Origin of the sequence: uncultured Paraglaciecola sp. (genome assembly GCF_913020055.1) — a bacterium.
GTDB lineage: Bacteria > Pseudomonadota > Gammaproteobacteria > Enterobacterales > Alteromonadaceae > Paraglaciecola.
Genome location: NZ_CAJWCF010000028.1, coordinates 1 through 18,485, shown reverse-complemented (window position 1 = coordinate 18,485; position 18,485 = coordinate 1). Strand labels below are relative to the sequence as shown.

Here is an 18,485-nt window from a genome sequence, read left to right as displayed (position 1 = left end):
CTCTATGACTAACTCTGCCCAACCGGAATATTAAAGGTGCCCGCATGAATACTCTCTATATCAATCGCATCAAAGCTATATTCAGTATGGCAGTATTGGCAATTCATTTTAATGTCACCGTCTTTGGCAACAATGTCCAACAATTCCTCTTTGCTTAATCCAGAAAGTGCCGTTGCGCTGCGCTCTTTGCTGCAATTACATTTAAATACCACTTTATTAGCCGGATATAATTCAAGATCATCTTGATGATACAAACGATGCAGAATTTCTTCCGCGGGTAGCTCGAATAATTCTTCATCTTTGATGGTATCGGTTAACGTACTCAGGTGATCAAAGTCAGTGTCGGCTTTATTAGTTGTTTGACTACTGGTGGGTAAAACTTGCAAAAACATGCCGCAGGCTTTGCCTTTATTATTCTTCATTTGAGTGCGTAAAATCACCTTAGTGGCTAATTGCTCTGATTGTTCGAAGTACCCTTCGATACATTCAGCCAAGGTAGGTTTATCCAGTGCCACCATACCTTGATAACGTTCACCTTGTTCTGGAGTAATGGTAATTACCAACACCCCTTTTTTCACCAACTCACTGAACTCTTTTGGCAATTCTTCAAGTGTTTCATCCCACCTAGCCACGCCTCGTAATTCTTGTTTATGCGTGCCGTTGATTACAGCATAACTAAGGGCACCCTCTCCTTGGATTTGAATGGCTATATCACCTTCAAACTTTAGCGTAGCGGTCAACATGCTAGTGGCTGCCATCAATTCCCCTAAAAGCGTTTGAATAACCTTTGGATAATGATACGAGTCCAAAATAGCTTGATAACTGGCCTCTAAACGCACCATCTCACCTCGGACGTTGGCTTTGTTAAATATATATCGATGAAGTTGGTCAAATGCCATGTGGGTTACCTTAAAATTACTGTTGCTTAAATTGAATGATTTGACGGCGCTGTTTTTTATCGGGGCGATGGTCGGGTTTAGGACTATGGAAAGCGCTTAGTTTACGTGCTTCTATGTTACTTGCACGTACCGCCTCACTTTCTTGGGTTTCTTCATACATTAATTGCGCAAGGGGTGCGCCAAGTCGTTGATCTTTTACTTGCAGCACTATTACGTTTTTAAGGTCAAAACCTTGGGGAACTTTTATACTAGCGCCCAACTCTACTATTTTACCGGGTTTACTGCGCTGTCCATTATATTGTACTTTGCCAGATTGCACCGCATCTCTGGCTATGGAGCGTGTTTTGTAAAAACGAGCAGCCCAAAGCCACTTATCTAAGCGAACGCTTTTGCTTTCTTCGAGATTTTTTTGCATAGGCTAGACTCTTTAAATTTGTGCTTTTTTTGTAACGAAGGTGGATTAAAGTTGTAGCACCTGTTCCTACTGGTTATCATGAACAAGTTACGTTTTTTAAACATCTCACCGAGAGACAATGACAGTCGTTAATCATACCGCTAATCAATTATGGCTCCAAATAGTCAAAAACCAACAAAAAATAAATATGTTGGTGGTGGTGCTATTGGCAATTTTTCTGCTTTCTTATGCAGCAGAATTAACTTGGCGATTATTACCTCAACCCTCAGACAACGGCAAAATAGCAAATGTTTCGACTGGGCAATCAGTTGCTCAAAAGAATTCGAATAACAAACTAAATTTAGCAGACATCAAACGGCTTAATTTATTTGGCGATTATAATGCCGAACCAGTGGCAGAGAAAGTAGTAACAGATGCGCCCGTTACTAGACTTAATTTGACCTTAACAGGTGTTGTCGCTAGCTCAACAAAAGACCAAGGAGCAGCGATAATTGAAAACCGTAACCAACAACAAACTTATGGTATAGGTGAAAAAATTGAAGGCACTAACGCATCGTTAAAAGAAGTGTATGCCGACAGGGTAATTATTAAAAATGGCCCGACTAATGAAACATTGATGTTAGATGGTGTGGAATATAATAAAAACACCAAGCAACCACGTCAGGCTCCAACCACGCGTTCACAAGTCAGTGTCCGAGGTCCAGAACGCCGAACGTTATCTAAAGACGCCATTCAAGCCAGTAGAGAATTACAAAACCAACCCGCGAGTTTTATAGATTACATTGCAGTCTCACCCCATCGCCCTGATGGCGAATTGGCAGGATATCGTGTCAGTCCGGGTAAAAAGCCAGCGTTGTTTAAAGCTGCAGGCCTAAAATCAGGTGATGTTATTACCGATATAAATGGCTTAGATTTAACTGATATGCAACAAGCTTTGGAAGCAATGAACATGCTTAAAGAACTTCAATCTTTGCAAATGTCAGTACAGCGCGAAGATGAACTTATTACTATTTACCTTGATCTACCCGATGGGGAAGAGGAACCAGAAACATGAAGTGTATGTCACGCAATCGCGCCAATGTATTTAAAGGATTACTCTTAGTTATTGGCAGTGCGTTTTTTGCTGTTTCAAGCCTAGTGGCCGCAGCGGATTATTCCCCGAATTTTAAAAATACTGAAATCAGTGAATTTATCAATATAGTGGGTAAAAACCTGAAAAAAACCATCATTGTTGATCCTAATGTGCGCGGTAAAATTACCGTTCGTAGTTATGATTTGTTAAATGAACAGCAGTACTACCAATTTTTCCTAAATGTACTTCAAGTGTATGGCTATTCCGCAGTGACAATGTCCAGTGGTGTAATCAAAGTTATTCGTTCTAAAGATGCCAAAGCGTCGAACATACCTGTAGTCGAAGGTAGCCCATTTGATGGTGACGAGATGATCACTCGCGTTATGCCAGTATATAACGTACCAGTTCGCGAGCTTGCCCCTTTGTTACGCCAGCTTAACGACACTGCTGGCGGTGGTAATGTAGTCAGTCACGATGCCTCAAACGTCATGATGCTCACCGGCCGCGCTGCCGTGGTTAATCGTTTAGTTGAAATAATTGAACGAGTAGACAAAGCAGGTGACGAAGAAGTCGAAATTATTAAATTGAAATATGCCTCAGCCACAGAACTAGTGCGTATTATCGACAGCATTAATAAATCTCAAGGCAAAGCCAATACAGCAGGTAAATCAGCGCCAAGGGTAGTGGCTGATGATAGAACCAACAGCATTATCGTCAGTGGTGATATAAAAGCCCGTAAACGCCTAATTAATTTAATTGAGCGCATGGATTCTGAACTAGAAACCAGTGGTAATACGCGAGTCATCTTTTTGAATTACGCTAAATCAGAAGATTTAGTCAAAGTACTACAAGGTGTCAGCGCCAGTATTCAAGCAGAAGAAAAGGGCTCAACTAAGGGGCGTCAGACCACCAGTCGTGATGTCAGCATTGATTCACATGAAGATTCAAACGCATTAGTAATAACAGCTGAACCAGATATGATGCGTTCACTTGAAGAAGTCATTCGTCAGTTAGATGTACGCCGTGCTCAAGTGCAAGTTGAAGCGATTATTGTTGAAGTATTTGAAGGCGACGGCACCACATTAGGTGTGCAATGGGCTAACGAAAAAGGTGGCGGTACACAATTTAACAATGGTGTAGTGGGTATTGGGTCCCTTGCTGTGGCGGTTGATCAAGCACAAGACAAAGTTATTGTAGATTCCATAACCACAACGTCTAACGGTGATACGGTAGTTGTACCCACGGAAAAAACGCAGCTCGGTGATTTAACCTCTTTAGCCTCCTTACTTGGTGGCGTAAACGGATTTCTACTTGGTGGCGTCTCAGGCGGTTGGGGTGCAGTATTACAAGCTGTGAGTACAGACACTAATTCAAACATTCTAGCTACCCCACACTTAACAACTATGGATAACGAAGAAGCGTTTTTTATAGTCGGTCAAGAAGTGCCTATTATTACCGGTTCAACAACGGGTTCTAGTAATTCAAACCCTTTTCAGTCTGTAGAGCGTCAAGAAGTAGGAATAAAACTTAAAGTCACCCCACAGATTAATGAAGGCGATGCAGTGCAGTTATTAATTGAACAGGAAGTGTCTAGCGTCAGCGGCGCTACTTCAGTTGATATCCTTATCAATAAACGTGAAATTAAAACCTCGGTTATAGTAGATGACGGTGGCACGATAGTGCTTGGTGGGTTAATCGATGAAGATGTACAAGAAAGTGTTTCTAAGGTCCCATTATTAGGCGACATACCTCTTCTTGGTCACTTGTTTAAGTCGACATCTACCAGTGTGCGCAAACGTAACTTAATGGTATTTATTCGTCCCACCATAATACGTGATGGTGTGACTATGAATGAGATTAGTCACAAGAAATATCAGTACATTCGTGCTCAGCAGTTAGATCGTCAGTCGCAAGGCATTCCGTTAATGCCAAATACTGATGGCCCAACTCTTCCAGAATGGGATGATAGGCTCAGCTTACCGCCGTCATTTGAAGATTATCTTCTTAATAAAGACCAAGAAAAGGATAACGACTAGTTATGCCAGCCGCCCATCTAAGCGCAGCGGAAGCCGAAGAGCAGGCATTGTTGGAGTCCGGCACCGATCTAGATACGCCGATTGACGAGCCCGAGCACAAACAATTGGCGTTTAGTTTTGCTAAGCGTCATCAGGTATTACTTGATACCGGCGAAAACCCGGCTATTTTGTACCATACCCAAGATACTGAATTTCAGGTTTTTGCTGAAGTCAGGCGTTTTTTAGGTGCAGAATTTCGCCTTAAGGAAATCGAACTTGATAAGTTTGAATCCATTTTAACGAATGCTTTCCAGCGAGATTCATCAGCCGCAAAACAATTAATGGAAGACATAGGCAACGAAAGTGATTTGTTTAGTCTTGCCGAAGAATTACCCGATACCGAAGATTTGTTAGAAAGTGAAGATGACGCACCTATAATCAAACTTATTAACGCAATGCTGGGCGAAGCCATCAAAGAAGGCGCTTCAGACATTCATATCGAAACCTTTGAGACCCAACTTTTAGTACGTTTTAGAGTCGATGGTGTATTACGAGAGATTTTACGTCCGAATCGCAAAATGGCCTCGATGTTGGTCTCCCGAATTAAAGTCATGTCGAAAATGGATATTGCCGAAAAGCGTGTTCCGCAAGATGGTCGTATTACCTTACGTATTGCAGGCAGAGCGGTTGATGTGCGTGTATCTACTATGCCGTCTAGCCATGGTGAACGAGTGGTTTTACGTTTGCTCGACAAAAACAACGTACGCCTAAACTTAAAAGATTTGGGTATGACCCAGACCAACCGTGATTTCTTTTCTAGCTTAGTACGTAAACCCCACGGCATTATTTTGGTCACAGGTCCTACGGGTTCTGGTAAATCGACCACCTTGTATGCAGGATTAAGTGAAATTAATTCTAAAGACCGAAATATCCTAACGGTTGAAGACCCCATAGAGTTCGATTTACAAGGCATTGGTCAAACCCAAGTAAATGCAAAAGTGGATATGACCTTTGCTCGCGGATTAAGAGCCATATTGCGTCAAGATCCTGATGTAGTGATGGTAGGTGAAATTCGCGACTTAGAGACTGCACAAATCAGTGTACAGGCCAGTTTAACTGGTCACTTGGTTATGTCGACTTTGCATACCAACACCGCTGCCGGCGCAATAACACGTTTGGAAGATATGGGTATTGAACCCTTCTTATTATCTTCTAGTTTGTTGGCGGTTTTATCCCAACGTCTAGTACGTACCTTATGCCCAGATTGTAAAACCCCACATATTCCCAATGAGCAAGAGTGTGAAATTTTAGGTATAAAATTAGCGGATGCCTCTAATCATGCCATTCATTCACCTAAAGGCTGCGCAGCGTGTAATCAAACTGGTTACCGTGGCAGAACCGGTATTCACGAATTATTAGTGGTAGACGAAGGTATACGAGAACTGATCCATAATGGGCATGGTGAGCAAGCCATAGAAAAACATATTCGACAAACTACGCCGAGTATTCGTGATGATGGTTGTGGCAAAGTATTGTTAGGTTTTACCTCACTTGAAGAAGTGCTGCGAGTCACAAGGGAAGATTAAATGGCTGCTTATGCATATCAAGCCATGGATAAAGGTGGCAAAACCAAAAATGGTGTTTTAGAAGGCGATAACCCAAGACAAATACGTCAGCAATTGCGTGAGAAAGGTTTAATACCCATGCAAGTTGACCAAGTGGCTGAGAAAGAGCGCAAGTCACAAGCGGGGTTTAGCTTATTTAAAAACACCATATCTGCAGCCGATTTATCGCTACTTACCCGCCAACTATCCACCTTAGTTGAAGCGTCTTTACCTATTGAAGAGGCTTTGCTAGCGGTTGCCGAACAATGTGAAAAGCCTCGTCAAAAAAATATGATGATGGCGGTACGCAGTAAAGTTGTTGAAGGCCATACCTTGGCTGATGCTATGGCAGAATTTCCCCACGTCTTTGATGATTTATTTCGGGCGATGGTTGCCGCAGGTGAAAAGTCTGGGCATCTTGATACCGTACTTAATCGATTGGCTGATTACACCGAAAAACGCCAACAAACCAAAAGCCAAATAACTCAGGCCATGGTGTACCCAAGCATCATGATGTTTTTTGCCTTTGCTATCGTTTTATTGCTGTTAACAGTAGTAGTGCCGAAAATTGTCGGACAGTTTCAAAATATGGGGCAAGACTTGCCTACCATTACCCAAATATTGATTGATGTGAGTGAGTTTTTACAAGCTTATGGTTTAGCGCTGGGCATAGTGCTGGTGATATTAATCGTCATAGTCAATCGAGTGTTACAGCAACCTGTGATGAAAAAACGCTATCACAAGTTTATTCTGGGTTTACCCTTTATTGGCAAATTATCAAAAGGCTTAAACACCGCTAGGTTTGCTCGTACATTAAGCATTTTAACGTCAAGCGCTGTGCCACTGTTAGAAAGTATGCGCATTGCCAGTGAAGTACTTGAGAACTTACAGATAAGAGCGGCGGTCAATACCGCTGCTGGGTTTGTTAAAGAAGGTTCAAGCTTAAGAGCCTCACTTGAACAAACCAAAATGTTTCCGCCCATGATGATGCATATGATTGCATCGGGTGAACGCAGTGGTGAGTTACAACAAATGCTCGGGCGCGCGGCAGATAATCAAGACAGACAATTTGAATCTTTGGTCGGTGTATCACTCAAAGTATTCGAACCTATATTAATCGTAACAATGGCAACCGTTGTACTGTTTATTGTACTGGCGATCTTGCAACCTATTATGGCTTTAAACTCTATGGTGAATATCTAATGAAACAACTTGATTCTTTAAACAAGTACAAACGAAAAAACAAAGGCTTTACCCTAATTGAAGTCATGGTGGTATTGCTGATTATCGGCATCATGGCGGGCATGATCGCGCCGCAAATATTGGGCAACCAAGAAGAAGCGCAAATTAAAACTGCTGCTATTGATATTCAAAGTTTAGAAAATGCGTTAACCCAGTATAAGTTGAGCAACAATGTGTTTCCTACTACTGAGCAAGGATTAGAGGCCTTAGTCAGCGAACCTACCGTTGACCCTATCCCTCGCAATTACAGGGCAAACGGTTATATAACCCGCCTGCCTAATGACCCTTGGAACAATCCTTACCAATTACTTAGCCCCGGTGAGCTTGGCCAAATCGACATTTTTTCTAATGGCCCTGATGGCGAACCTGGTACTGAAGACGACATTGGGAATTGGAATCTAAACGACTACTTAAATTAGATAAATTGAACAACCACTAAAATGACAACTCGCCGCATTTCTTTTGCTAAATATACTGGCTTCACCCTAATTGAAGTGATGCTGGTGCTGCTTATCATGGGATTAGCAATGGGGGCTGTGGTACTCAGTTATTCTGGCGAAAACGGTAAAGATTTACTCAAAAAACAGACTCAACGTTTGCAAGTTGTATTCAATATGGCATCAGACTACGCAGTGCTAAACCAAAGACAATTGGGTTTGCGGGTCGAGGATGAAAACAACAGCTACTATTTTATGTACCTCGATGAAGAACAAGAATGGCAAAAGCTTGAACTCGATACCACTTTTGCTGAGCATCAACTACCCGAGTTATTCAGTTTGAAATTATCTTTAACCGACTTACCTTGGGAAACCGAAGAAAGCCTGTTTAGTAGCGGTGTATTTGATGAAGACCTGTCGGTATCCAGTGACGGGGTAGAAATCGGTAATGAAGAAGAAAAAAAACTCGACCCGCCACAAGTGTTTATTTTTTCTAGTGGCGAAATCACCCCCTTTTCAATCACCTTGGCCTATGAACCAGAATTCAGTAATGAGTTACCAGCCTATTATCGCATTGATGGCCAAGACAGTACGCCTTTAACCAGCGAAGGGCCGTTAGATGCGCCCAACTAAGCCTACAAAGCAAGGTAAATTCATAACGGGAATGACACTGCTGGAAGTCCTGATTGCATTGTTCATTTTTGCGCTAACCGGCACAGCCATTATGAAGGCAGCTAGCGATCATCTAACCGGGGTTGGACAAATTGAAGATATTACCTTTGCCACTTGGGTGGCCAACAATCGTCTTACGCAGCTTCATATAAATAAAACTTGGCCATTAAAAAACAATCAAAAAGGTGAGCAAGAAATGGCTGGCCGAAAATGGTTTTGGCAACAGCGAGTCAGCAAAACCAATGACAATGATATGGTGCAAGTACTAGTATCTGTTGGATTAGACCAGCAATATCGAGGTTCGGTGACCTCAGCAAGCACCTTTATTGCTAAGCAAACCACAAAATGACCAACCTACCCAATCATCACCGCCGCGGTTTCACCCTTATTGAAATACTGGTCGCCATGGCGATATTTTCTATTATTGGTTTGGCGAGTACTGGCGTGCTTAATTCAGTCATTAACAGCGACCAACTGTCTTCTGAGCGTTTTGCCAAGTTGGAAGAATTACAAAGGGCCATGCTGACCATTGAGCGCGATATATTACAAATTGTGCCTCGGGCTTTGCGCGTTAACGGCGAAGCAATAGGATTGGTGATATCCGGTGGCGAAGATGTATTAAACAGTGATGCCGACGGCCTTGGTTTTGTGCGAACTGGCTGGCATAACCCACAAATGTTGTTACCTCGCAGCACCCTGCAAGCCATAGGTTATCGCGTGCAAGAGCAACAGTTGCAACGTTTGTACGGAAACTATGTTGATAATGTGATTGGCTACGAACCTAAAGTTAAAATTCTTTTATCTGATATTGAGGATTTTCGAGTCAGCTTTTTAACGGAAGTCGAGCAATTAGAAGATCCTGAAGAGTGGGAGGAAAACTATGCCAATGCAAACTTACCCATCGCAATTTCTATCACTTTAGTCAGTAAAACCTTTGGTGAAATTCGCCGTGAATTTATCTTGGCAAACAGCATATGAGTCAATTTAAACGCAAACAACAGGGCGTAGCCTTAATCATAGTGTTACTCATTGTAGCTATTGTTAGTGTGCTGGCGACAGAAATGGGTGGCCGTTTACAGTTACAAATTAAACGCGCGTCTAACATAAAAGAAAACAATCAAGCCTATTGGTATGCAATGGGCGCTGAGCAATATGCTCGCAAATCTATTGAAAGACTAATGGATGAAGACGGCGATGTTATTCACCTCGAACAACCGTGGAATCAGGAATTTGTTTATCCGATAGAAGGTGGCGGCATTCAAGCGCAACTCGTGGATATGCAAAGCTGTTTTAACCTTAATGCCTTAAAAGAACCTGCGACTGGAACAGGCGCTCCATCTAGCAGCACACCTTTGTTGCCTAAACGAAAAGAAGCGTTCAGACGCTTGTTAGATAATGTTGAACCAGCAATCCCAAGTTATAACAGTGACATAGTTCAAGATTCCCTCGCGGATTGGTTAGACGAAGACGATAATCCTCAGAATTTAGGGGCTGAAGATAGCGAATACGAAAGCCGTCAATTTCCTTATATTACGGCCAATAATTATATGGTACACAAGTCAGAGTTACGCTTAATCAACGGGGTAGAAGTCTCTTGGCTGCGGGATTTACTTAAATTAGTCTGTGTATTGCCCAATGACAGTTTGTTTGAAATCAACGTAAATACCGTGAGTGAAGAAAATGCCGCTGTACTCGCTGCTGCCACTGGACTAAGTTTAGCTGACGCTAAATCTATACTGGCCAGTCGTGATCCAGAAGGCTTTCAAGACGTGAATGCGTTTTTAACCTTACCCAGCATCCAAGCCTTGGATCTGAATGCTGATCAAAAAACATGGTTCAATGTAAAAACATTCCATTTTATTTTACACACTAAGACCAAGTACAATGATGCAACCTTTGCTATGCAAACGTTATTTAAAGTCGACTCAAGTAACAATGTCAGTATCATCAGGCGTGACTTTAGTGGTTTTTAGCAACATAACTTTATTCATCCATAACAACCAACAAGGTATCTTAACCTTATGGAACAGCTAGTAGTTCGCCTAGGCGCCAATCCAGAAGAACCGATTCATTGGATTGTGTGGTCTAGCCAACAAGACGAAATTATTGCCTCTGGTGAATTACCAGACGCAACGCAATTGGCCACGTTAGCAGACAGGGCCGGCAGAAGACCGATTTGCGCCTTAGTGCCCACCAGCGACATATTGCTCAAGTGGGTTGAGTTACCGGCTAAGGCTGGGCGAAAAGCCATAGCCGCTATTCCGTTTATTTTAGAAGAAGAAATAAGTGGTGATATCTCCCAGCAATTTTTTGCTTTAGGCCCAAAAGACGGCAACAAGCAGGCTGTCGCCGTAGTTAACAAAGAAAAATTAAGAAGTTGGCTAAACATAATTGAACAAGCTGGTTTAGCCTGCGATCAACTCATACCCGACGTTTTAGCCTTGCCCATAGCAGATAAAGACGCATGGTCTATCTTAGCCTTGGGTGAACAACTGTTGGTCCGCAAAGATGATTGGGCAGGCTTACAGGGTGAAAGAGACTGGCTAATCCAAGCCATTAACCATCTGGCTCGACAACATGCTAAACAAACCGAACAAGCACTTTTAGTTAATGATTATTCTGCTACAGATTTAGCCAATATAGAGAATCTAGAGGTGTCGGTAAAACCTCTTGAATTACCCATGAAAGTCTTAGCACAAGGGGTGAAATCAGCAACATTCAATTTGTTGCAAGGCGAATACAAAATTAACAACAAAGTCGGTGGCCAATGGAAAAAATGGCGTTTAGCCGCGGTTTTGGCAGTGATTGCACTGTTCACCACTTTGATTGATAAAAGCCTAGAACAGAATCGACTAAATGCACAACTTAGCACATTAAAAGTACAAGTGAGTAGCGAGTACAAACGTGCATTCCCTAACGCTGGTGCTTATCGCGATCTTAAAACTACTATGACACGTCAAATGAAAACCTTGGAACAAGGTGGTGGTGGTGCATCAATGTTAATTATGTTGAGTCAACTCGAACCCGCATTTGCAGCATCACAGGTAAAACCACAAACCATGCGTTTTGACGGTATTCGTGCAGAATTACGACTGCAAGTGGTGGCCAGTAATTTTGATGCCTTAGACAAGTTTAAGCGCCAAGCGGAAGCCCAAGGCTTTACAGTTGAGCAAGGCTCTATTAACCAAAAAGATAATCAGGTAATCGGCTCTTTGTCGATTAGGAGTTAATATGGACAAGCTCAAAAGTACGTTTTTACAACTCAGTGAACGTGAACAACGTTTAGTGATTATTTCAGCGGTTATGCTGTTAGTTGCCATATTTTATTGGGGGGTTTGGTCGCCGCTCAACACCTCTATAAACAAAGCTCAAAACGCAGTTAACAATCAAACAGAGTTACTCGCTTGGGTACAAAAAAATGCCAACAAGGCAGTTCAGCTGCGCAGTAGTAGTGGCAATAAAGCTTCTTTTTCAGGCTCTTTGCCTCAAGCCGTGAATCAATCAGCCAGTCGCATGAAAATTGCCATTTCTAGGATGCAACCTCAAGGTGATGAATTACAAGTATGGATAGACCAAGCCCCCTTTAATGACGTACTCAGCTGGTTACAGTCCTTGGAAAAAACTGGCGTCAGTATATTAGATATCGATATTGTGGAATCTGCTTTACCCGGACAAGTTAAAATTCGTCGTTTAAAGTTAGGTAAGTCATGAAATCAGCTTTGAAATGGATCAGTTTGTGCCTAGTGGTTTATTTTGTATTTTTAATCGTTAACTTACCTGCCGTTCAAGTTTTATCAAAAATTCAACTGGGCAAAGGGGTAAGTGTGAGTGGCATATCCGGCACCATTTGGAATGGTCATGCGCAAAGAGCACAAATAAATGGTCTGCCTGTATCTGATGTCAACTGGACCCTTTCTTTTTTCCCACTGTTATTAGGCGAGATAAGCGCACAGCTAAAAGCTGGCAATATACGAGATGTCGAACAAATATCGGCAAACGGATACATTAGTTTTAAAGGCCAGCATCTAGAAGTTGAAAACTTATTGGCTTACATACCCACCGATTTAGTGATCAGTTTGTTACCTTTGCCTATTCCCGTGCAGGCCGACGGACGTTTTAAAGTGCAACTAGATGAAGTGGACTATGAGGCGGGTTGTCAAACATTCACAGGTAAAGGCCAATGGTTAAACGCTAACTTTACTGGCTCCACTGGTGTAATTGACTTAGGTAACTTTAATGCTGACTTAAGCTGTGAAAATGGCAGTATAGTGGTCGATGTTAAACCACCTAACCGTTTTGGTTTAACCGCCAAAACGCTTATTCCAGCTGACATGAGCTTTACAGTGGAAGGTCGCTTTAAACCTGAAGCCAACTTACCCAAAGAAGTCCATCAAGCTGCGCAGTTTTTTGGCAAGCCTGGTACAGATGGGTATTATCCGATTAAGTTTTAACGCAGTTAATACCCTCAGTAATGTTGGATTGGCGTTCAGCCAATAATCGGATTCGCTTTAATATCATCCATTAAATAACGATAATCTTGTATTGAAGGATAATCGACAATATCTCTGGTTGGTTGTTTGCTATCTGGGTTACTAACTGCCAGTAAATGTTTGATTCCAAAGTCTTGTGCGGCTTTTAAGATCCCTAAGCTGTCGTCTACAAATAATGTGTGTTGTGAGTCAAAACCCAGTTTTTCCTGTAATTTTTGCCACAAAACTTGAGATTCTTTGGTGACCGCGAATTCGTGGGTCGAAATTAACTGGTCAATATGTTGATCAAGCTGAGTATGCTCAACTTTCAAAGATAAACTCTCAGGATGAGCATTGGTGACTAATATCACCTCACGCCCTGAAGCTTTTAGTGCGTCGATAAAAGGTAAGCTATCATCTCGCATACTGATCAAATGTTCGATTTCTCGCTTGGCCTCAACAATATCAATATCTAATTTTTCGGCCCAAAAATCTAAGCAATACCAACTCAGAGTGCCCATTACCTGTTCATACTCAATCGCCATCATATCTTTGGCTTTTTGTAATGAAACATCATGCTTCTTGGCCAGTTTTTCGGGCAAATGTTCTAACCAAAAATGATTGTCGAAGTGCAAGTCGAGTAAGGTGCCGTCCATATCGAGCAACACAGTGTGAATATCTTTCCAAGCAAGCTTTGACAAGTGGCATGTCCTCTATTTAACAGGTATATTTAAAATACTAGAAAATTCATCGATTTAAAGTTCATTTCATATTTGAACAGAAGTAATCGGCAGCTATGTTAACGCGAAAAATTCATGAGCAACACTGACAATAAAAAATCACTACCAAAAATTCACTCGCGCAAGGTGGTTGCCAAAAGCGGACTGTTTAAAATAGAACAAGTCGATTTGGAATTTTCCAATGGTGAAACCCGAATTTTTGAACGTATGGCCGGTAGTGGCAGGGGCGCCGTGATGATAGTGCCTTTTATCAATGATGATGAGTTTTTGTTAGTAAAGGAATATGCCGCTGGAACCCATACTTATGAATTGGGTTTCCCAAAAGGTTTGATTGACCCTGGTGAATCAGCAGAAGTGGCCGCCGATAGAGAATTAAAAGAAGAAGTAGGTTTTGGTGCCAAAGTGTTGCATCCATTGCATAGCCTAAATATGGCTCCTGCATTTTTTGATGCAAAAATGACTATTTTTATCGCCGAAGGTTTATACCCTGAAGTTCTGCCCGGTGATGAACCTGAACCTTTAGAAGTGGTTAAATGGTCGATTCATGATATTGACGCTTTGTTAGCCAAAGATGATTTTGTAGAAGCAAGATGTATTGCTGCATTGTTACTCGCTGAAAAATGGAAGAGGGCGCGCTAATGCCAACAGAAAACGCACAACAACTTTTAGAGATCGCTAAAAAAACCGCGGTAAAAGCAGGCAAAGTGGTATTAGAAATATACGACAGCGGCGATTTTACTAGTTTTCAAAAAGAGGACGACTCTCCTGTCACAACCGCTGACTACAAAGCCAACGAAGTGATTATGGCGTTGTTGCAAGAAGCAACACCCGATATTCCCATCATGTCTGAAGAAACCGAATTAGGTGAATTAGCGGAACGTAAAACGTGGACGCGATATTGGCTTATTGATCCTATTGATGGCACCCAAGAATTTATCGCTCGCAGTGGTGATTTTGCGGTAAACATCGCATTAATAGAAAACAATGTACCTATTATGGGGGTGATTTACTGGCCCACTGGTGAAACATTGTATTCTGCATTGAAAGGTCATGGCGCGTTTAAGGAATGTCCTGTAGAAAACAAACAAATTTTTGTGCGTAACTTAAAAGCCCCTAATGAAGATCCGCTTATTATTGCTATCAGCCGCAGACAAGCTCGTGAAAAAGTGATGTCTAGCCTAAGTGAAGATCGTGTATATCAAACCCTGCCCGCTGGCAGTTGTTCACTTAAAGCCTGTTTTATTGCAGAAGGTAAAGCGGATGTATTTTTACGTTTTGGAGTAACCGGTGAATGGGATACAGGTGCATCGCAGTGCATAGTGGTCGAAGCGGGCGGTAAAATCCTAGCACATGATTTTACACCTTTAAGCTACAACCTACGTACTAGTGTTATCAACCCTGATTTTTTTATTACGGGCGACCAGAGTGTCGATTGGCCAAGCATAGTGAAATGTGAATTTGGCAACGACAACCAGCCTTTATAACAGCATCATTTCTACCAAATGAGTTTTTTATGAATTTTTTACTTTTACGCACTATTTTTATTGGCTTGTCTTTATGTTGTTTTTCAGCCAATGCACATTGGATGTTAGTTGAAAGCGAGTCGAGCTTAAATTTTGTCTCAACTAAAAATCAGCATGTGAGTGAAATACAGCAATTTAGAGCTCTGAAAGGTGAATTTAGTCCTGAAGGGAAATTGCAGATTAAGATTGACCTAACAAGTATTGATTCTGGCATCGAAATCCGTGATACGCGTATGCGCGAAAAACTGTTTTTAGTGGATAAATTTCCTTCGACTAATTTAACTGCTCAATTGCCGAATAGTGTCTTGGCCCTTGAAAAAGGTAGTTCGATTGCAGTTACAATTCCAGCAGAATTAAGCCTTATGGGTATCAGCAAAACAATTAACGTCTCTGTGCAAGTCACACGTAAAGCGGATAATGGAATAGTGGCCACCAGCACTCAGCCAATTTTAATTTCGTCTGCAGATTTTGCTTTAACGACTGGGATTGAAACCTTACAAAAACTGGCGGGGTTAAGTTCAATTGGGTTAACCGTGCCGGTCAACTTTAACTTAGTCTTTTTAGCCCACTAGCTGAATGGGTTATTGCTGTTGAGTCTCTGATAATTCAAATTCCCCTAGCTGCTGCTTGGGGATAATGTTCACTGTTTCATGCAATTCAGAATAGACTAATAACACATCTCCTGACTTTAGCTGTGCCAACACTTGTTGCACTTTGTCTTCCAGTGACACATCAGCTTCTCCATATTCAGTGCCTTCGCGCAATACAAAGCCTTCAATGATATTCAGTAACGTCTCTTCGGTTAAGTCTGCAATCGGAATGATCATAGTGTATTACCGGCAAGTATATTTTTGGCCTTGTCAGAAACAAAAGGTTGAAAGAAGGTATTTGCCCTTTGCTGCATCCAAATTTTGGGCCGCCAAGGTGTACCTTGCATAAAACCTACGTGGCCACCATTTTCACTCACTTCAAGGCACACGTTTGGCGATAAGGTATCGGCACTAGGCACAATACACTCATGCATAAAGGGATCATCTTTAGCATGTACAACCAAAGTTGGCGTGGCTATGCCCTTAAGAAAGTTCTGCGAACTACATTTTTGATAATAATCATCTGCCCCTGCAAAACCGTGCAGTGGTGCGGTGATATGTTCATCAAAATCTCGAAAACTCTTAAACTGCTTAATTTGTGATTCTGTAACTTTGAGCAACTTGGCATAATCCATATTGCGCATTTTAATCAACAGGTTATTAACCATGCTTTTCAACAAATAAGCCTGATAAACTCTGGAGAAACCTTGATTAATACTATTCGCACAAATCGCTAAATTGAAAGGTGTAGACACTGCCATCGCGGCTTTTACAATTTGTTGTTTAGGTTGTTCACTTAAGAGTTTAAGCAACATATTAGCGCCTAAGGAGAAACCCATAGCCGCTTTGCGTGTTTCAGGGAATTTCTGCTCAAGCCAGTTCAAAAAATACCAAGCATCACCAGTTTCGCCAGAATGATAAGCTCTAGGCGTGATATTCTGCTCACCGCCACAACCACGAAAATGCATCAGCACCACTGCATAACCTTGTTTGACAAAATTCGCCATCATGTCGTTGGTATAATGTGAGCGGATTGAGCCCTCTAAACCATGAAACAAAGTAATTAAACCTGATGATTTTTGTACATCACCCGCCCAAATTAAATTAACAAAGTCGCCATCAGGTAAGACCAACTTTTCCTTGCGATAATCAAGCTTGACACGTTTTTGGATAAAACGCGGGAAGATAGTTTGCACATGTCTATTTTTAGCCCACCAAGGTGGTATAAAGTCGCTTTCGACTATTTCACCATAACGGACATTTTGATTGGTTTGGGGTTTGAGAAGCATCAACAACAAAGGCATAGATTAATATTAAGATAGGGTACCCTAATTGGACTAAAACATAAAAATCTCTTTTAGCTTCACGTTTCTGTATATGGAAAATCTTTAGTCCTACCGATTCTAAATAATATCCACAGGGGCCTGTAAATCACATTTTTTACATGGCAATTTATGCCCCAGCATTAAGTTTCGGCCATCTTCTGTGATGACCCAAGGGCGGCTCACCCAAGGCGGGTTATGCCTGACGTGTTGAAAATGACCACACGCCAATTCAGCTACCCAGTCGCCCTCTTCGTCTTTGTGGTAACCAGAAATTGGTTTATCCACCTTTATAAATGTCCGCTAAACATCGTGTTAACCAACACTTTCAAGATCGAATTCTTTTTGTTTAATCTCTAACTCTTCCTGGGCCTCTAACCAACATATTTCTGCCTCTTCTAGAGTAGATTTATTATTGGCTTGTTCGGCTAGTACTTGTTTGAGTTGAGTTTTATTTTCGGCGTTGTACAACTCAGTATCACCGAGTTGCTGTTCAAGCGCTGCTAGTTTTTTTTGCGCATCCGCCATGGTTTTTTCGTATTTCTCAATGGACTTTCTGATGGGTTTTGTAGCTTGTCTAAATTCTGCTTCTAATCGTTTAGTATTTTTGCGATCAGGCTTCACACTGGTTTTATCGCTAACTGCGGCAGTGCCTTTGTCACCTTTGAGGATCCAGTCTTTGTAGTCGTCTAAATCACCGTCAAAGGCTTGCACCTGCTTGGAGTCCACTAAATAAAAATCATCACAAACTGATGTGAGCAAAAACCTGTCGTGCGAAACCAAAACCATGGCACCTTCAAACCCTTGCAACGCAATATTCAGTGCATGTCGCATATCTAAGTCTAAATGGTTAGTGGGTTCATCTAGTAGTAGCAAGTTAGGCTTTTGATAAACGGTTAAAGCCAATACCAAACGGGCTTTTTCACCCCCTGACATAGGTGCTACCTTGCTTAACGCATTATCACCACGAAAACCAAAACCGCCTAAATAATCTCTGAGGCTTTGTTCGGTAGCCTTTTTATCTAACCTTTGCATATGCGCAATGGCTGAGTCGTCACCTCGTAAAAATTCCAATTGATGCTGTGCAAAGTAGCCAATGCGCAAACCCGCAGAGGTTTCGTACAAGCCCTCCATAGGCGATTTTTCACCGGCTAACAATTTGATTAAAGTAGATTTACCCGCACCATTTTTTCCTAATAAACCGATGCGACTCCCCGGCACTAGGTTTAAGTGCAGTTTTTCTAAAATGATAGTATCGCCATATCCTACTTTTACCTGTTCCATTTTAATCAATGGATTAGGCAACTTAGGCGGCGTAAAAAACTCAAAACTAAATTCTGAGGCAGCCATAACAGGTAGCAATGTTTCCATTTTTGCTAACTGTTTTACTCGGCTTTGTGCCTGTTTAGCTTTACTGGCTTTGGCACCAAATCTATTTATGAAAGATTCTAGATGGGCAATTTGATCTTGTTGTTTTGAATACTG

At 41.7% G+C, this 18,485-nt stretch carries 22 protein-coding genes; 15 read left to right on the top strand and 7 right to left on the bottom strand.

Going from position 1 to position 18,485, the window contains the following annotated elements; genetic code table 11:
- Nucleotides 1–8 precede the first annotated feature (8 nt).
- Nucleotides 9–899, bottom strand: a complete 891-nt coding sequence (gene hslO, locus QZ488_RS08050; protein WP_293747377.1) for an Hsp33 family molecular chaperone HslO — start codon at nucleotides 897–899, stop codon at nucleotides 9–11.
- Between the two features lie 16 nt (nucleotides 900–915).
- Nucleotides 916–1,314: a ribosome-associated heat shock protein Hsp15 gene (hslR, locus tag QZ488_RS08045; protein ID WP_293747375.1), complete on the bottom strand. Its 399-nt coding sequence runs from the start codon at nucleotides 1,312–1,314 to the stop codon at nucleotides 916–918.
- Nucleotides 1,315–1,432: 118 nt separating this feature from the next.
- On the opposite strand from hslR, the gene gspC reads away from it, so the two are divergent.
- From gspC to QZ488_RS07985, 12 genes are read left to right on the top strand one after another with little or no spacing between them, the layout of a single operon-like run.
- The gene (gene gspC, locus QZ488_RS08040) at nucleotides 1,433–2,368 is read left to right on the top strand and encodes a type II secretion system protein GspC (protein ID WP_293747373.1); all 936 of its coding nucleotides are present in this window, start codon (nucleotides 1,433–1,435) and stop codon (nucleotides 2,366–2,368) included.
- Entirely contained in the window at nucleotides 2,365–4,422 is a 2,058-nt protein-coding gene (gspD, locus tag QZ488_RS08035) for a type II secretion system secretin GspD (protein ID WP_293747371.1), read from the top strand. Before gspC ends, gspD begins: the two co-directional genes overlap by 4 nt.
- A 2-nt stretch (nucleotides 4,423–4,424) precedes the next feature.
- Complete coding sequence (gspE, locus tag QZ488_RS08030; protein ID WP_293747369.1) at nucleotides 4,425–5,987, top strand: type II secretion system ATPase GspE; 1,563 nt, start codon at nucleotides 4,425–4,427, stop codon at nucleotides 5,985–5,987.
- Entirely contained in the window at nucleotides 5,988–7,208 is a 1,221-nt protein-coding gene (gene gspF, locus QZ488_RS08025; protein WP_293747367.1) for a type II secretion system inner membrane protein GspF, read from the top strand.
- Nucleotides 7,208–7,666, top strand: a complete 459-nt coding sequence (gene gspG, locus QZ488_RS08020; protein WP_293747365.1) for a type II secretion system major pseudopilin GspG — start codon at nucleotides 7,208–7,210, stop codon at nucleotides 7,664–7,666. The genes gspF and gspG overlap by 1 nt, the downstream gene beginning before the upstream one ends.
- A gap of 21 nt (nucleotides 7,667–7,687) precedes the next feature.
- Nucleotides 7,688–8,317 (top strand): type II secretion system minor pseudopilin GspH, encoded by a 630-nt coding sequence (gene gspH / locus QZ488_RS08015; RefSeq protein WP_293747364.1) that lies wholly within the window; start codon nucleotides 7,688–7,690, stop codon nucleotides 8,315–8,317.
- Nucleotides 8,304–8,705, top strand: coding sequence for a type II secretion system minor pseudopilin GspI (gene gspI / locus QZ488_RS08010; RefSeq protein ID WP_293747363.1), 402 nt, complete (start codon nucleotides 8,304–8,306; stop codon nucleotides 8,703–8,705). The genes gspH and gspI overlap by 14 nt, the downstream gene beginning before the upstream one ends.
- Nucleotides 8,702–9,334, top strand: coding sequence for a type II secretion system minor pseudopilin GspJ (gene gspJ, locus QZ488_RS08005; RefSeq protein ID WP_293747361.1), 633 nt, complete (start codon nucleotides 8,702–8,704; stop codon nucleotides 9,332–9,334). The genes gspI and gspJ overlap by 4 nt, the downstream gene beginning before the upstream one ends.
- On the top strand, nucleotides 9,331–10,329 hold the full coding sequence (gene gspK / locus QZ488_RS08000) for a type II secretion system minor pseudopilin GspK (RefSeq protein ID WP_293747359.1): 999 nt from the start codon (nucleotides 9,331–9,333) through the stop codon (nucleotides 10,327–10,329). The genes gspJ and gspK overlap by 4 nt, the downstream gene beginning before the upstream one ends.
- 48 nt (nucleotides 10,330–10,377) lie before the next feature.
- Nucleotides 10,378–11,586 (top strand): type II secretion system protein GspL, encoded by a 1,209-nt coding sequence (gspL, locus tag QZ488_RS07995; protein ID WP_293747357.1) that lies wholly within the window; start codon nucleotides 10,378–10,380, stop codon nucleotides 11,584–11,586.
- A 1-nt stretch (nucleotide 11,587) separates the two neighbouring features.
- Entirely contained in the window at nucleotides 11,588–12,067 is a 480-nt protein-coding gene (locus QZ488_RS07990; protein WP_293747355.1) for a type II secretion system protein M, read from the top strand.
- Nucleotides 12,064–12,807 (top strand): type II secretion system protein N, encoded by a 744-nt coding sequence (locus QZ488_RS07985; RefSeq protein ID WP_293747353.1) that lies wholly within the window; start codon nucleotides 12,064–12,066, stop codon nucleotides 12,805–12,807. Before QZ488_RS07990 ends, QZ488_RS07985 begins: the two co-directional genes overlap by 4 nt.
- Nucleotides 12,808–12,842: 35 nt before the next feature.
- Here QZ488_RS07985 and yrfG read toward each other — a convergent pair whose 3' ends face one another.
- A complete protein-coding gene (gene yrfG, locus QZ488_RS07980) occupies nucleotides 12,843–13,526 on the bottom strand; it encodes a GMP/IMP nucleotidase (protein ID WP_293747351.1) in 684 nt (227 codons plus the stop codon).
- Between the two features lie 114 nt (nucleotides 13,527–13,640).
- Here yrfG and nudE point away from each other — a divergent pair, with 114 nt between their 5' ends.
- The 3 genes from nudE to QZ488_RS07965 are packed head-to-tail and all read left to right on the top strand — an operon-like array spanning nucleotide 13,641 to nucleotide 15,660.
- Nucleotides 13,641–14,204 carry an ADP compounds hydrolase NudE gene (gene nudE / locus QZ488_RS07975; RefSeq protein ID WP_293747349.1) on the top strand — a complete coding sequence of 188 codons (564 nt, stop codon included), beginning with the start codon at nucleotides 13,641–13,643 and terminating at the stop codon, nucleotides 14,202–14,204.
- Nucleotides 14,204–15,049 carry a 3'(2'),5'-bisphosphate nucleotidase CysQ gene (cysQ, locus tag QZ488_RS07970; RefSeq protein ID WP_293747347.1) on the top strand — a complete coding sequence of 282 codons (846 nt, stop codon included), beginning with the start codon at nucleotides 14,204–14,206 and terminating at the stop codon, nucleotides 15,047–15,049. The genes nudE and cysQ overlap by 1 nt, the downstream gene beginning before the upstream one ends.
- 29 nt (nucleotides 15,050–15,078) lie before the next feature.
- A complete protein-coding gene (locus QZ488_RS07965) occupies nucleotides 15,079–15,660 on the top strand; it encodes a YceI family protein (protein ID WP_293747345.1) in 582 nt (193 codons plus the stop codon).
- A gap of 9 nt (nucleotides 15,661–15,669) precedes the next feature.
- Here the strand turns inward: QZ488_RS07965 and QZ488_RS07960 are convergent, their stop codons facing one another.
- The 4 genes from QZ488_RS07960 to QZ488_RS07945 form a co-directional block, all read right to left on the bottom strand.
- A complete protein-coding gene (locus tag QZ488_RS07960) occupies nucleotides 15,670–15,915 on the bottom strand; it encodes a YheU family protein (protein ID WP_293747343.1) in 246 nt (81 codons plus the stop codon).
- Nucleotides 15,912–16,967 carry a hydrolase gene (locus QZ488_RS07955; protein ID WP_293747341.1) on the bottom strand — a complete coding sequence of 352 codons (1,056 nt, stop codon included), beginning with the start codon at nucleotides 16,965–16,967 and terminating at the stop codon, nucleotides 15,912–15,914. The genes QZ488_RS07960 and QZ488_RS07955 overlap by 4 nt, the downstream gene beginning before the upstream one ends.
- Nucleotides 16,968–17,081: 114 nt before the next feature.
- On the bottom strand, nucleotides 17,082–17,288 hold the full coding sequence (locus tag QZ488_RS07950) for a DUF3565 domain-containing protein (protein ID WP_293747339.1): 207 nt from the start codon (nucleotides 17,286–17,288) through the stop codon (nucleotides 17,082–17,084).
- A 27-nt stretch (nucleotides 17,289–17,315) separates the two neighbouring features.
- On the bottom strand, nucleotides 17,316–18,485 hold a 1,170-nt coding region (locus tag QZ488_RS07945), incomplete at its 5' end, for an ATP-binding cassette domain-containing protein (protein WP_293747337.1).

Bases quoted from the DNA above. Each gene is read 5' to 3' on its own strand.
- QZ488_RS07955 (WP_293747341.1), bottom strand. From the start codon at position 16,967: ATGCTTCTCAAACCCCAAACCAATCAAAATGTCCGTTATGGTGAAATA.
- gspE (WP_293747369.1), top strand. From the start codon at position 4,425: ATGCCAGCCGCCCATCTAAGCGCAGCGGAAGCCGAAGAGCAGGCATTG.
- hslR (WP_293747375.1), bottom strand. From the start codon at position 1,314: ATGCAAAAAAATCTCGAAGAAAGCAAAAGCGTTCGCTTAGATAAGTGG.
- QZ488_RS07960 (WP_293747343.1), bottom strand. From the start codon at position 15,915: ATGATCATTCCGATTGCAGACTTAACCGAAGAGACGTTACTGAATATC.
- gspJ (WP_293747361.1), top strand. From the start codon at position 8,702: ATGACCAACCTACCCAATCATCACCGCCGCGGTTTCACCCTTATTGAA.
- QZ488_RS07965 (WP_293747345.1), top strand. From the start codon at position 15,079: ATGAATTTTTTACTTTTACGCACTATTTTTATTGGCTTGTCTTTATGT.
- cysQ (WP_293747347.1), top strand. From the start codon at position 14,204: ATGCCAACAGAAAACGCACAACAACTTTTAGAGATCGCTAAAAAAACC.
- gspC (WP_293747373.1), top strand. From the start codon at position 1,433: ATGACAGTCGTTAATCATACCGCTAATCAATTATGGCTCCAAATAGTC.
- gspD (WP_293747371.1), top strand. From the start codon at position 2,365: ATGAAGTGTATGTCACGCAATCGCGCCAATGTATTTAAAGGATTACTC.
- nudE (WP_293747349.1), top strand. From the start codon at position 13,641: ATGAGCAACACTGACAATAAAAAATCACTACCAAAAATTCACTCGCGC.
- gspF (WP_293747367.1), top strand. From the start codon at position 5,988: ATGGCTGCTTATGCATATCAAGCCATGGATAAAGGTGGCAAAACCAAA.
- gspK (WP_293747359.1), top strand. From the start codon at position 9,331: ATGAGTCAATTTAAACGCAAACAACAGGGCGTAGCCTTAATCATAGTG.
- gspH (WP_293747364.1), top strand. From the start codon at position 7,688: ATGACAACTCGCCGCATTTCTTTTGCTAAATATACTGGCTTCACCCTA.
- QZ488_RS07985 (WP_293747353.1), top strand. From the start codon at position 12,064: ATGAAATCAGCTTTGAAATGGATCAGTTTGTGCCTAGTGGTTTATTTT.
- gspL (WP_293747357.1), top strand. From the start codon at position 10,378: ATGGAACAGCTAGTAGTTCGCCTAGGCGCCAATCCAGAAGAACCGATT.
- QZ488_RS07990 (WP_293747355.1), top strand. From the start codon at position 11,588: ATGGACAAGCTCAAAAGTACGTTTTTACAACTCAGTGAACGTGAACAA.
- hslO (WP_293747377.1), bottom strand. From the start codon at position 899: ATGGCATTTGACCAACTTCATCGATATATATTTAACAAAGCCAACGTC.
- gspG (WP_293747365.1), top strand. From the start codon at position 7,208: ATGAAACAACTTGATTCTTTAAACAAGTACAAACGAAAAAACAAAGGC.
- gspI (WP_293747363.1), top strand. From the start codon at position 8,304: ATGCGCCCAACTAAGCCTACAAAGCAAGGTAAATTCATAACGGGAATG.